At 31.6% G+C, this 14,397-nt stretch carries 13 protein-coding genes; 2 read left to right on the top strand and 11 right to left on the bottom strand.

Annotated features, from left to right (window positions below; all coding sequences use genetic code 11):
• Nucleotides 1–2: 2 nt before the first annotated feature.
• From Q4Q35_RS21460 to folK, 10 genes are all read right to left on the bottom strand, one after another.
• Entirely contained in the window at nucleotides 3–1,145 is a 1,143-nt protein-coding gene (locus Q4Q35_RS21460; protein ID WP_303280117.1) for a methionine aminotransferase, read from the bottom strand.
• Nucleotides 1,146–1,154: 9 nt separating this feature from the next.
• Nucleotides 1,155–1,724 carry a GrpB family protein gene (locus Q4Q35_RS21465; protein ID WP_303280118.1) on the bottom strand — a complete coding sequence of 190 codons (570 nt, stop codon included), beginning with the start codon at nucleotides 1,722–1,724 and terminating at the stop codon, nucleotides 1,155–1,157.
• A gap of 111 nt (nucleotides 1,725–1,835) precedes the next feature.
• The gene (locus Q4Q35_RS21470) at nucleotides 1,836–2,531 is read right to left on the bottom strand and encodes a LytR/AlgR family response regulator transcription factor (RefSeq protein WP_367892768.1); all 696 of its coding nucleotides are present in this window, start codon (nucleotides 2,529–2,531) and stop codon (nucleotides 1,836–1,838) included.
• A 100-nt stretch (nucleotides 2,532–2,631) separates the two neighbouring features.
• Entirely contained in the window at nucleotides 2,632–3,600 is a 969-nt protein-coding gene (locus Q4Q35_RS21475; protein WP_303280119.1) for a sensor histidine kinase, read from the bottom strand.
• A gap of 282 nt (nucleotides 3,601–3,882) precedes the next feature.
• Nucleotides 3,883–4,179: a GIY-YIG nuclease family protein gene (locus Q4Q35_RS21480; RefSeq protein ID WP_303280120.1), complete on the bottom strand. Its 297-nt coding sequence runs from the start codon at nucleotides 4,177–4,179 to the stop codon at nucleotides 3,883–3,885.
• Between the two features lie 151 nt (nucleotides 4,180–4,330).
• Entirely contained in the window at nucleotides 4,331–6,100 is a 1,770-nt protein-coding gene (locus Q4Q35_RS21485; protein ID WP_303280121.1) for a MutS-related protein, read from the bottom strand.
• Between the two features lie 77 nt (nucleotides 6,101–6,177).
• Complete coding sequence (locus tag Q4Q35_RS21490; protein ID WP_303280122.1) at nucleotides 6,178–6,873, bottom strand: zinc metallopeptidase; 696 nt, start codon at nucleotides 6,871–6,873, stop codon at nucleotides 6,178–6,180.
• Nucleotides 6,874–6,946: 73 nt separating this feature from the next.
• Nucleotides 6,947–8,047: an alanine dehydrogenase gene (gene ald, locus Q4Q35_RS21495; RefSeq protein ID WP_303280124.1), complete on the bottom strand. Its 1,101-nt coding sequence runs from the start codon at nucleotides 8,045–8,047 to the stop codon at nucleotides 6,947–6,949.
• A gap of 203 nt (nucleotides 8,048–8,250) precedes the next feature.
• On the bottom strand, nucleotides 8,251–8,511 hold the full coding sequence (locus Q4Q35_RS21500; RefSeq protein ID WP_303280125.1) for a SemiSWEET family sugar transporter: 261 nt from the start codon (nucleotides 8,509–8,511) through the stop codon (nucleotides 8,251–8,253).
• Nucleotides 8,512–8,538: 27 nt separating this feature from the next.
• Nucleotides 8,539–9,663: a 2-amino-4-hydroxy-6-hydroxymethyldihydropteridine diphosphokinase gene (gene folK / locus Q4Q35_RS21505; protein WP_303280126.1), complete on the bottom strand. Its 1,125-nt coding sequence runs from the start codon at nucleotides 9,661–9,663 to the stop codon at nucleotides 8,539–8,541.
• Nucleotides 9,664–9,745: 82 nt separating this feature from the next.
• Between folK and Q4Q35_RS21510 the strand changes: the two genes are divergently transcribed.
• A complete protein-coding gene (locus Q4Q35_RS21510) occupies nucleotides 9,746–10,459 on the top strand; it encodes a queuosine precursor transporter (protein WP_303280127.1) in 714 nt (237 codons plus the stop codon).
• A gap of 107 nt (nucleotides 10,460–10,566) precedes the next feature.
• Nucleotides 10,567–13,230 (top strand): AsmA family protein, encoded by a 2,664-nt coding sequence (locus Q4Q35_RS21515; protein ID WP_303280128.1) that lies wholly within the window; start codon nucleotides 10,567–10,569, stop codon nucleotides 13,228–13,230.
• A 358-nt stretch (nucleotides 13,231–13,588) separates the two neighbouring features.
• Here the strand turns inward: Q4Q35_RS21515 and Q4Q35_RS21520 are convergent, their stop codons facing one another.
• A complete protein-coding gene (locus Q4Q35_RS21520; RefSeq protein WP_303280129.1) occupies nucleotides 13,589–14,383 on the bottom strand; it encodes a DUF2797 domain-containing protein in 795 nt (264 codons plus the stop codon).
• Nucleotides 14,384–14,397: the final 14 nt, after the last annotated feature.

The raw sequence follows: 14,397 nt of genomic DNA on the forward strand, positions 1-14,397 counted from the left end.
GTTTAAATACTATTTAATATCTCTGCTGCTTTTCTTAACGTATCATCGGTCTTTGCAAAACAAAACCGGAGTACGTTATTATCTAAATTATCACTATTAAAAACGGATAGTGGTATGGAAGCAATACCAGAATCTATTGTTAATCGTTTTGCAAAATCGACATCGTATTCTTGAGTGATTTCTGAATAATCCAACACTTGAAAATACGTTCCTTTTGATGGTGTAAATTTAAACCTGGAATCTTTTATAAGATCTAAAAACAAGTCTCTTTTCTGTTGATAAAAAGCAGGTAAGCCTAAATAATTAGCGGGTTCTTGCATATAGTCTGCAATGCCCTTTTGTGTTGGATGATGAATACAAAAAACATGAAATTGGTGCACTTTCATAAAGGCTTCCATGAGTTCTTTTGGTGCACAACAGTAACCTATTCGCCAGCCTGTATTATGGAATGTTTTACAAAAGGAAGCGACTACAAAACTTCGCGATTTTAAATCTGGAAACAAACATGCGCTCTGGTGTTTTTCTTCATCAAAAATCATATGTTCGTAAACCTCATCACTCAATACAATAATGTTGGTATTTCTTGTAATTTCTTCTAATTGCAACATATCTTCTTTTGAAAATACGGTTCCAGAAGGGTTATGAGGTGTGTTAACAATAATCATTTTAGTTCGGCTATTTACCTTCGACTTAACTTCGCTCCAATCGACATTAAAATTAGGAGCTTCCAATTGAATTGAAATCGTTTTTCCGCCATTAAGCGTTATGGCTGGTTCGTAACTATCGTAAGCCGGCCGGAAAATAATGACCTCATCATTTGGATTTATAAATGTCGTAATAATTGTAAAAATAGCCTGAGTAGCACCAGCTGTTATTGTTATTTCATTATCTACATGGTAGCTCGTATTATACATTAACGCTATTTTTTTAGCAATAGCTTCTCGTAATTCCAAATTCCCTGCCATTGGTGCGTATTGATTATACCCGGAGTTCATGGCTTTACTTACTAAATCAATTAGTTTTTGATCACCATCAAAATCTGGAAACCCCTGTGATAAGTTAATGGCATGATGCTCGTTAGCCAACTTACTCATAATTGAGAAGATAGTCGTTCCTATATTTGGCAATTTAGATGGGTGTTGCATTAAACTATTCTATTTTAATAACCCTAATGTTTCTTTAACAAATTCTGTTTTTCCAAGAACATAGGCTCCTCTATCGTTTTTGTATTTAGATGCTAACTCGAGTTTAAGTTTTTCATATTCTTTAGCTCTTTTTTCGTTCGCATTTAAATAATCTCGAAAACCTATCTGTTCCCACATGACATTTTCCTTTGGACACATATGGATATGAAAAATCTGTTCTTTTTTACCGTCAAGATTATATCCTTTTCCAAAAGAGGAATAAGCTTCAATATTTTCTCTGGCTGGAACTACGAAATGTGAGTATCCTAAATCCTCAAATTCTGAAATCAAATTCTCGTCAAAAAGTAATTCGTTAGGAATTTCTATCATCATATCAATATACGGCTTCGATTTGATAGACGGAATTGAAGAACTTCCAAAATGTTCCATTCTTAAAATGGATTTGGAATCAACTTTTTTTAGTATCTGTTCTTTTTCTTTTTCGTAAATCCTTTTCCATTCGGGATTATGATCAACCAACTTAACTGGGAATAATGTATTCCAGTCATCTTTTGTAAGGTCGTTTAACGTTTTTTTCATGTAGATTTAATTAGGTTTTCAATTTGCATACAACTCAATGTAAATATAGTATAACTTACTAATTTATATTGGTAAAAAGTACTAGAATCGTTTGAAATGGGGTATTACATTTTATACCCCCAAAACTTTTAATAATTCCTGTTTATACGTTCTGCCTATAGGGATTTTATTGGCTTTTACAAAAATGGTATTCCCAGAAATTTTATTTACAAATTTACTGTTTATAATATACGATTTATGAACTTGGACAAATTGAGTTTCGGGAAGTTTTTCGATCCAGTTTTTTAAAGAATCTATATAGGATAATTTTTGAGTGTCGGTTACTATTGTTATGTAATTTCTATCTGATTCTATATACAAAATAGAACTCAAAACAAGTCTGTGCAACGTTTTATCTACATTTAAAAAAATAGCATCTTCATTGTTTTCTTCTAAAGTATTTTCAGGTGTTTCTATCCTTTCTCTTGCCTTATTAATAGCTTTTAAAAAACGATCGAAAGAAAAAGGCTTTACCAGATAGTCTACAATAGTATCCAACTCAAAGCTACTTACGGCATATTCCGGATATGCTGTGGTTATTATAATTGCCGGTGGATTTTTAATGGTCTTTATAAAATCTAATCCGGACATATCTGGTAAATTAATATCCAGAAAAACAACGTCAGCAGTGTTATTAATTAAAAACGCATTGGCTTCAATAGCGGCCTTAAAGGTTTCGACCAAATTAAGACTTGGTATTTTGCTTATAAAACTCTTTAAGATTTTTTGAGCTGGAATTTCGTCTTCTATAATAATACAATTTATCATTTATACATCAATTTGTCTGGTTGAGTACTTTTGCTATGCTTAGTATTAACTAAAATTGAGACTTTCATAATTAGTTAGCACTCAAGGAAATATTATTCTATCAGAAATTAAGTTTTAAATGCACTTTAAAGGTGTCTCCTTTATCAATTTTAAGCTCATAAGTGTTTTTATAAATAAGCCCTAGTCTCTTCTCAAGATTTTGCAAGCCAATTCTAAAATCGGTTGTGCTTACTTTTTCTTTATCGTAATCATTTTCACAAACACACTCTAAAATACTATTTTTAACTTTAATTAAAATAGAAACATCGCTATTCAATACACTGTGCTTAAATGCATTTTCTATAATGGTTATTAAAAGCAATGGTGCTATTTGGTGGCTATACGAATCTATGTTTTTTACATAATCTACATGCTTGGTTCCTTCTGTTCTTAGCATTTGAAATTTCATATAATTGTCTATAAACCGGATCTCTTTTTCTAAAGAAATTGTTTTAGAATTGCTTTCGTATAGTACATGTTTTAGGTTATCGGACAACATTAAAATCATTTCCGGAACCTCGTTTGGTTTTTCCAATGAATACGAATAAATCGTATTTAAATTATTAAATAATACATGTGGGTTTATTTGCGACTTTAAAAACTTTAATTCCATGTCTGCATGTTGTTTTTTAATGGCTTCAACTTGATTTTCTTTATCTATAAAGCGATATAATATCCATATAAAAGAAAAGAAAATTAAAGGCACTAACGATTGCCATAAATAATCACTTAAGCATTTAAAAATCGAACATCCGCAATTGGCAAATGCATAACAATACAACTGTGTTGCTAAAAAAGAAATAGCCGCAAACACAAACGTGTAAAGGATGTACATTCTCTTTCTAACAAAAAAAGGTAGTAGTAATATATTGTTTCCATATACTATAACAACTAATAATGTAAGGTATTGAAGAAAGGGATTTTCTTTCCAATAAAAGTCTGAAAACAAAAACAAGGACACAAATATAAATAACATCCAAAACAGGATATGTACCAAAATTTGTGAGCTGTGTTTTTTTACAAAAGTCATATTGTAATGAAAAGTAAACAGAAAAGTGACAACTATCAAAAATTATGTACAAAAACCGGTTTTGTAGTTACCAACGCCTAAAATGTAGTTTATAAATATACTGGGGCATTTGCATTATTTTTGGTATAAATTAATTAAAATCGTGAAACGAATAGGTTAAAATGACTTCTCGATACAATTTTATTTCGCTCGCTCCATAAAATCACTCGAAGTGACAGTAGAACTCTAAATCTTAATGTTAACTATAATGTCAGGTCTAATACCACGCCAAAGGCGTGATCCTTATTTGGAACTAAAATTCTTCTTTGAAAGATTAGGTAACTTTTCAAATTCATTATTAATCAAAGCTTCTTTCTTTGCTTTAGACCATTTTTTTATTTGCTTTTCAGTCTTTATAGCAATAGTAGGATCTGTAAATTCTGCATGGAAAACCAACTCCAATGGTCTTCTTGAATAAGTATAACTATCTTTATGCTTTCCTGTTTGATGTTCTAAAAATCGTTTTTCAAGATTTGAAGTAAACCCTGTATAATAAGTACCATCCGAACATTTTAAAATGTAAACATAATATGTTTTCATAATCTAAAAATTAACTTCTCGATACAATTTTATTCCGCTCGCTCCATAAAATCACTCGAAGTGACAGGCGTGTTCAGAAGCAAAATGCTTACTATATTGTCAGTTCGAGTGTCCTGAACTTGTTTCAGGATGTATCGAGAACCAATCATAATTAAACAATATTCATCTTCTTTAAAAGAAAAGAAGCATTCATATTTTGGCAAATACCTTCTTTTAATTTATAATCAAAGTGAAGTTCGTCATTAATAATTTCGGCATCAAAATAGTAGTTTTTTACATCCTCTAACTCTTGCTCTATTTCGCATAAACTTAAATCGTGCGTAGCAATAATCCCTGTCGCATTTGATGCTACCAGTTTTTCAACAAATTTTCTGGAACCTATAGCCTTGTCGGTACTATTTGTCCCTTTTAAAATTTCATCTAAAACAATAAAATAAGGTTCATGTTGAATCGCATCAACAATATATTTTAAGCGGGTTAATTCTGAAAAGAAATACGAACTATCATCTGTTAAAGAATCTGTTGTTCGCATGCTGGTAATTAATTTAACTGGTGAATATTTACTTGTTTTAGCACAGATAGGAAGTCCGACATTAGCCATAACGATGTGTAAAGAGACCGTACGTAAAAATGTACTTTTCCCTGCCATATTTGCTCCGGTTACAATAAAAAACTGTTCGGTTTCTATAGTTAAATCGCTATCTACACGTTTATTTTTATCTAATAAGGGATGCCCTAAACTTTCCGAATTAATAACCGCTCCTTTTTCCTGTATTTCTGGAAATAGAAAATCTGGGTGATTAAACGCAAAATTTCCCAATGAATTATAGGCATCAAAAAACGATACAACTTCAAACCAATCGGCAACTTTATTATTATACTGCTCAATCCATTTTTCAATGTAAAAACTGTTTTTTATATCTGTTAAAAACAACCCGTTACCAAAAATGGCTCCTATAATATTGTTTCTGTTGTCTAAGGCATCTAAAGACCTTGAAAGCTTTTTAAAAATATGTGATGCTTTCTCTGTATCTAATTGAATTTGCTGTTGCTTTTGCTGTAATAATTGAGACGTAAATGTTTCATTTTCTATTAAATCTAGCAACTGTGCATATTGACGAAAGGTATCTTTAACTCTATCTGTATTTGAAGATAAAACATTTATTTTTTTAACATACATACCGGTAATGCCAAGTCCTAAAAACAACCAATAGCCAATAAGTTCCGGATTTATAATATTTAAAACTGCTAAACTAAATAATACAATTGAAGATATGGCAAAGGTTATTGGCAGCCATCGCATCATTTTTGGCAAAAAGGTTTGGTAACTTTGTAACCAACTTATAATACTTTTAGCAGGTGTTTCAACTTCAACCAGACTAGATGTTGCCGAATAATACTGCCTCCATTGTGGCTTAGAGTTTAATTCTTTTATGGCTTCTTGACGCCTTTTTATAGCATCAATATTATTTGCTTTTAAAGCATCTACCAACTTTTGAGTACCTTCTTTTATAGTGGTTCTATTTATATATTGGAAAAAAGAACCGCGTCCGAATAAATCAATATCTAAACTATAAAAATGATTGGGGTCTTGAAACTGTAATCCTTCATCTCTCTCATGAAAATCGCCAGAAGCTATTTTAATTTCTACTTCATTTATTTCGGCTAACGCTTTATTGAAATTTCTTTTCGATTTTACATCGGTGTATTTTGACAATAAATAAACAAACACAACTATACCAACAATGGCAATGGTAAGAGCTATTTGCCAATATTGAAACGTAAGATAAATTCCAAACCCAGTTATTAAAAACACCGACAGTCTTAACATACTCAAAGCTGTCATTTTTTTATATAATTTTTGAGCTTCAGATTTATATGTTTCTAAATATTGCTTGTAATATGATGTAGGGTTGTTCATTTTTAATTTTTATAGGCATAAAGAAACAAAAGGCTCTGAAACATTTCAGAGCCTATGTGTTTATAATTTTTATTTTATCAATCTCGTCCTCCAAATACTTGAAGTGCCCAATATAGTAATGTTGCCAAGGCTCCAATAGCTGCTACTAGATAAGTTCTGGCAGCCCATTTAAGCGCATCTTCAGAACCAGCATATTCTTCTTGAGATACCATGTTTTTATTTTTCAACCAAGCTAAAGCCCTGTTACTAGCATCGTATTCTACGGGTAAGGTTATGAAACTAAATAATGTTGCAAACCCCATAAGTACTACTCCTGCAGCGGCTGCCCACCAACCTAAACCAACACCTGCGGCACCACCAAGTACTAAGCCTCCTATAATTAACCATTGAGACATCCCGGAAGACACACTCACTACTGGTACTAAAGTAGAACGCATTTGTAACCAACTGTAAGCTTGCGCATGCTGTACTGCATGACCACATTCATGTGCAGCAACGGCAGCAGCAGCGGCATTACGTTGGTTATACACTGCTTCGCTTAAATTAACTGTTTTATTTTTCGGATTGTAATGATCGGTTAAGCGTCCCGGAGTTGAGATAACCTCAACATCCCTAATACCATGATCTGCCAACATTTTTTCGGCAATCTCGGCACCACTCATACCATTACGTAACTGTACTTTCGAGTATTTTTCAAACTTTCTTTTTAAGGTACTGCTCACTAACCAACTCACCAAGGCAATACCTCCTATTAATATATAATATCCTAACATTGTTTTCCTTTTTAAATTCTAAATAAATATAGCAAAAATAACGCCAATATTTTGATATGCAATAATGTCAGTTTCAAACCATTTCAGTTTCCCAATTAAAAGCTTCTGCAATTTCTTTATAAACGATTTTACCTTTAACAATATTTAACCCTTTTGATAACGGTATATTATTTTCACAAGCTTTTTCCCAGCCTTCATTAACCAATTTAAGAACATAAGGCAATGTTACATTGGTTAACGCAACTGTAGAAGTATAAGGCACTGCCCCCGGCATATTAGCTACACAATAGTGTACCACATCGTCTATGATATAAGTTGGATTTTCATGCGTGGTTGCTTTTGTGGTTTCAAAACACCCACCTTGGTCTACTGCGACATCTACAATAACAGTTCCTGGGCGCATGATTTTTAGCATATCTTTAGTGATTAGCTTCGGAGCTTTTGCTCCTTTTATTAAAACACCTCCAATAATTAAATCAGATTCTTTAATACGTTTTCTAATATTATATTCGCTTGAAAATTCGGTTACCACATGATTTGGCATTACATCATTTACATAACGTAATTGCTTCATATTAATATCCATAATAGTAACATGAGCTCCTAGTCCAGCAGCCATTTTAGCAGCTTGAATGCCAACAACACCTGCGCCTAAAACTAAAACTTTACCTGGCGGTACACCAGGAACACCACCTAGTAATACACCTCTCCCTTTTATAGGTTTCTCTAAGTATTTGGCCCCTTGTTGAATAGACATTCTACCTGCTACTTCAGACATAGGAATTAACAATGGTAAAGACCCATCTTCCTCTTCTACTGTTTCATAGGCAATACAAATAGCGTTGCTTTTTATCATGGCGTTAGTAAGCGCTTCGCTAGATGCGAAATGAAAATAAGTAAACACCACTTGATCGGGCTTAATAAGTTTATATTCTTGCTCAATAGGTTCTTTAACTTTTACTATCATATCACTTGAAGCATACACCTCTTCAATGGTGTTTAGAATAGTGGCTCCAGCAGCTACATAATCTTTATCAAAAAAACCACTTCCAAAACCAGCATTGGTTTGAACAAAAACTATGTGATTGTTTTTAGTAAGCTCAAAAACACCTGCTGGTGTCATACCTACTCTACTTTCATTACTCTTAATTTCTTTAGGAATACCTATTTTCATAATAATAATTTTTGACTGAATTTGACTTCCTTAAAATTACAATGAAAAAGACACATTATCACACTAAAAAATTCAATACGGTGCATTTTTAGCGATTTACTAAAATGAAAAGTTTAATATGGAGATTAGAAAAATTCGACCTTATTTATAATCGTCAAATTATCAATTTAATAAAAAGTAAACCCCTTATAATTTATATGATTTTACTTTTTATGATGTTTTATTTTAAGAACAATCACCGTAAAAATCAATATGGCCGAAATAGTATTTGCTACTAACATTGGTAAACTATTAATAAATAAACCGTAAACAAGCCATAAAATAACACCAGTAAACATGGTTATAAACATAGTGAGTGATACGCCACTAACATCTTTCGTTTGCCATGTCTTATAAACCTGAGGTAAAAAGGCTGCTGTCGTTAAAACTGCTGCTACAAAACCAATAACTTCTATATAATCCATCCTCTCAATCTACTATTTAGGATCCTTTTATTTACAAATCTCGTCCAGAATCCACAAATAGTCCAACCTGTTTTCAATAAAATCCTTATTAGATATGTCAACAATTTTTACATTAAAATCGGATTGTGATTTTAAAAAGTCTATATATCCTGTGTTTATTTTTTCTAAATAATCGTTTTTAATATTCTGCTCGTAATCGCGACCACGTTTTTTAATATTTTCTTGTAATCGTTCTATATTTTGATATAAATACACATACAAATCGGGTTTTGCAATCTCTTTATACATTAGATAAAATAACTTTCTATATAACTTAAACTCATCTTCCTGCAATGTAATTTTCGAAAAAATAAGTGATTTAAATACATCATAATCACTCACAATAAAATCTTTAAATAAATCGAATTGTGCTAAATCATCAGAGATTTGTTGATAACGATCTGCTAAAAAAGACATTTCTAAAGGAAAAGCATAACGAGATGCATCTGCATAAAACTTTGGTAAAAACGGATTATCGGCAAAACGCTCTAAAATAAGTTTCGCATTAAAATCGTATGCCATTTTATTTGCCAAACTGGTTTTTCCTGCACCAATATTTCCCTCAACAGCAATATAATTATACTTTGAAAAATTAAAAGCTTTTCTCGGGTTTTTCAGCCAAATATTAATGGGTTCTAAAACACTATCGTCTCCACATTCTGCTAATAAAACGAAAACTTCTTTATTAAACTTGGGGTGCTTTATTTTAGATGCTATATCGTTAAGTGGTTGCAATACAAACTTACGTTGCTCCATTTCTGGATGTGGCACCTGTAATGTTTTAGTTTCAATAATACGATCTTCAACAAAAACAACATCTAAATCTATAGTTCGTGCTTCATAAGTTTTTGAGGTAGTCCTAATGCGGCCCAAGTCTGTTTCAATTGTTAATAAAACCTGAAGTAGTTTTTGTGGATCTAGATAACTTTCTAAAACCAAACAGGCATTAAAAAAATCTTCACTTTCAAAACCTAAAGCAGGCGATTTATAAACTTTAGAAATCAGTCTTATATTACCGGCTCTAACATGTATTAAATCAATAGCATTTTGAAGATTTTTGAGTTTATCCCCTTTATTACTTCCTAGGGCTATATAAAATGTTGTTGGTTGCATTTGCATCATTGGAAAAGCAAAATAATAAAAACTAAATGGTTTCCTTTATATTTACGAAACGTATTTATTCACAATTATACATATGACATTAAAAGACAAACTTGCAGCCCAACGTATTTATATACTTCTTGGTGCTTTATTTATAACATCATTAGTGGTGTCTAACCTCATTTTTCAGAAGTTTTTTTATTGGTACCCGTTTGATGTAGAAGTTTTTGGAAGTAAACTTTTTGAAATCTCTGTTGGTATATTACCTTATCCTATTACCTTTTTAATTACTGATCTTATTAGTGAAATTTATGGTAAAAAACGTGCTAACGATGTTGTTGTTACCGGTATTTTCGCTTCGCTTTTTTCGCTTTTAATAATTTTGGTTGCAGATAATGTTCCAGCAACAAGTTGGTCTTATGTTAAAGACAATATGTTTAATACAGTTTTTGGTAATTCTATTATTGCTGTATTTGCAAGTATGCTTACATATTTATTTGCACAGTTTGTAGATATTCAGATTTATCATTTCTGGAAACGACTCACTAAAGGCAAACACCTTTGGTTACGAAATAACTTTTCTACCTGGTTTTCGCAATTTGTAGATACTTTTACAATTGTAACCTTATTGTGTTCGTTTGGTATTATTGATTGGTCTAATTTTAAAGGCTTATTAATTAGCGGATTTTTATTTAAAGTTTTTGTTGCTATTTTAGATACACCTTTTTTATATTTGGGCGTTTATTTATTTAGAAGACGTTTCAACCTAAAAGTAAATGAAGAAATTGATTTGCTTTTTAAAGATTAACAGTTAAATAAACACTTGCCTCATCTATTTAATACCTTTTTACGTATATTTATAAGCACCCTATAAACCCATCTATCCCTAACTAATAAGTTAAAAAACCTATTATTATGAAAAAAACCCTAAAAATATTGGGCATTATTTTGCTCATTATACTAACGCTCTTAATTGCTCTTCCTTTTGCTTTTAAATCTCAAATTAAAGATATGGTAAAAGGATTTATAAACGAAAACCTAAATGCGCAAGTAGAATTTAGTGATGTAAGTCTAAGTTTTATTAAAAGCTTCCCTAAAGCTCACGTTTCTGTAAGTGATCTGGTTATAACTAATTTTGAACCTTTTAAAGGCGAAACATTAGTAACCTCTAAAAACATTGCGCTTACTATGTCTGTTAAAGAACTATTTAAAACATCGGGCGACGACCCTATTATTGTAAATTCTATTACAGTTGATGAAACGTTACTAACTCTTAAAACAGATAAGTTTGGTAATGCGAATTATGATATTGCCAAAGACGAAGAAAATGCTCCAACCGAAACGGAAACGGAGACAGGTGGTTTTGCTTTTGATATTGAAAATTACAGTATCAACAATAGCGCTTTAGCATATATTGATGATGCATCGAAAATGTCTCTTTATGTATCGGAACTCAATCATGAAGGGAAAGGCATTTTTTCTACAGAAACGTCCGAACTAGACACAAAAAGTGAAGCCAATATAAGTTTCACTATAGATAGTAGTGAATATTTAAGTAATAATCATATCAAACTGGATGCTTTAATAGGCTTAGATTTAGCAAACAGTAAATATACTTTTAAAGATAATAAAGGTTTTATAAACAAGTTACCTTTAGAGTTTAATGGTTATGTACAGCAACTAGAAAATGGCCAGGAAATAGACATTACTTTTGAAAACCCAGAAACATCTTTTAAAAATTTCCTAGCGTTAATTCCAGAAGCGTATTCAAAAAATATTGAAGACGTTCAAACTACCGGAGACTTTAAGGTTAAAGGTATTATTAAGGGTATAAGTTCAGAGGAAACCATTCCTAATTTAGACATTAGCATCACCTCAAACAATGCCTCTTTTAAATATCCCGATTTGCCTAAACGTGTTAAAAACATCACTATAAATACAGCTATAAAAAATACTACGGGACATGCTGACGATACTTATATTGATATAAATACTCTTGATTTTACAATTGATAACGATGCATTTAGATCGTCTGCTTCTTTAAAAAACATCACTCAAAACATGCTGGTAAATGCCAGTATTAATGGTGTTTTAGATTTATCTAACATTACAAAAGTATATCCTATAGAATTAGAAAACACGTTAACAGGTTTTTTAAAAGGAAATATTGATACGTCTTTCGATATGAAGGCTATTGAAACTAATGCTTACGAACGTATAAAAAATAGAGGTTCTGCTAGTATTAGTGATTTTGTGTTTTCTTCGGAAGATATTGTGAATCCAATTCATATTTCAGAAGCCAATATGCTTTTTACTCCTGAAACCATAACACTTAGTAGTTTTAAAGCCCGAACAGGCAATAGTGATTTAAATGCTACTGGAACTATAAAAAATTTATTAGGTTTTCTTTTAAGCGATAATACGCTTCAGGGTTATTTTAATGTGAATTCTACTTTTTTTAAAGTCAGTGATTTTATGACTGAAGATGATACGCCTTCTGCTGACAAGGACATAACTCATGATACTGAATCTTTGAAAATTCCGAAGTTTTTAGATTGTACTATTAATGCCAATGCAAAAACGGTTCTTTATGATGATCTAAATTTAAAAGACCTAAAAGGAACCCTCATCATTAAAGACCAACAGGCTATACTTAAAGATATGACCTCTAATTTATTTGATGGTACTTTGGCTATTTCCGGTAATGTTTCTACAAAAAACGAAACGCCTACTTTTAGTTTAAATTTAGGTGCAGATGGCTTTGATATCTCCCAGTCGTTTAAAGAGTTAGAACTTTTAAGAAATCTAGCGCCTGTCGCTAAAATTTTTCAGGGGAAATTAAATACTAATATGACTTTGGCAGGTAATTTGGATAACGAATTCTCTCCTAATTTAAGCAGTGTTTCGGGTAATGCACTTGCCGAATTACTGACTACAAAAATTAATGCCAACGAAGGTGAGATATTTAACAAATTAGAAGGTTCTTTAAGTTTTATAGATTTTGACAAATTAGATTTGAAAGATCTTAAAACATCATTAGAGTTTGCTAACGGAAAAGTTAGTGTAAAACCATTTCAAGTAACCTATGAGGATGTTACTATTGATATTTCTGGTTCCCATGGTTTTGATAAAAATCTAGAATATAGCGCTATTTTTAATGTACCGGCCAAGTATTTAGGAAGCGATGTTAATCAATTAATAGGTAAAATTAATAGTGAAGAAGCAAAAAACATAAACATCCCTGTTACAGCAAAAATTGGTGGAACTTATATAAACCCTTCGGTAGAAACCGACTTAACAAGTGGTGTTACAAACCTAACCAATCAACTTATTGAAATTGAAAAACAAAAATTACTCAACCAAGGCAAAGGCAAAGTAGAAGATTTAATTAGCGGTGTTATTGGTGGAAATAAAACCAAAACCGACTCTATTAAAAAAGAACAAAGTAATTCGGTTAAAGATGTTTTAGGAGGTATTATTGGAAGCAATAAAAGCGAAACCGACACCACTAAAACAAACGTAACAAAAGATGCTGTAAAAAATGTGCTTGGTGGTTTGTTAGGAGGTAAGAAGAAATAATCTATACATATAGATAAAATTCATCTTTTTATATAGGAAGCTGCATTTGTTTTACATTAAGAGAACAAATGCAGCTTTTTTTATGCTTTAAACAATGAAATTCTATCGAACTTAGTTAACGTGTATTTGATTTAACAACAAGAGTATTTATTTGAAAATAAATATAATAATCCTGAATGTCAGGTTAAGACTTTTGGCTTGCTCAAGACAGGCTAAAGTCGAAATCTATTTAAACTTGTGAATTTTAATAACCTTTCGACTTTAGTTTATGCTGAGCATAGCCGAAGTACTCAAGGCGACAAGTAACAATATTATTGAGTTTATCCTTAAAATGAACTTGTCTTAAATCGAACTAACATTAGTTAATAGAAATACGAACAACTAAGCCTTCATTTGCACGAATATTAAAAACGGTATCATCTTCAAAAATAAGATATTGCCCTTTTACGCCAACTAGTTTACCCGAGTACTCATGTTGTTTAACTATATTTAAACTTTTAGGTTTTACAGGATATTTATATACCGGGAATTCTAAATTAGTTTCTGTATTGGTCTCGATAAAATATTCCTTCACTTCATCAGGTATGTATTGCTTTAAACGTTCGCGCCACGTTGTTAAATCTTCTTCCTCAACTTCATTTTTAAGCATTTTTCGCCAATTTGTTTTATCGGCCACATGATCTTTTAAAGCTACTTCTGTAATCCCAGCTAAATAACGATTAGGTACTTCAACAATTTCAATAGCCTCATGAGCGCCTTGGTCTATCCAACGAGTAGGCACCTGATTTTTTCTTGTAACGCCCACTTTTACATTACTGGAGTTAGCTAAATACACAATATGCGGTTGTAATTGCGCTCGTTTTTCAAATTCTAAATCTCGATCTTCTTTCCCTAAATGTGCTGTACTTAATTCAGGACGCATAATCCAATCGGCAGCTTGTGGCACTTCATAAAAACATTGCTTATCGAATCCCTGTCTATAAATGGGTTTATCTAATCCGCAGTTTAAACATTGATACTTAACAAATTGAATCGTTATACTTTTATTCAACAGCTGATTTATGTTTAAAAAATCGTTTTCAAATACCAAATAATATTGAATAGGACTGGCAAACTCCGTTTCCATTTTTGTTAAAACACCTTGGTAAGTCATAAAAAAAAGTCTTA

It is taken from the genome of Flavivirga aquimarina (assembly GCF_030540835.1).
Classification (GTDB): Bacteria; Bacteroidota; Bacteroidia; order Flavobacteriales; family Flavobacteriaceae; genus Flavivirga; species Flavivirga aquimarina.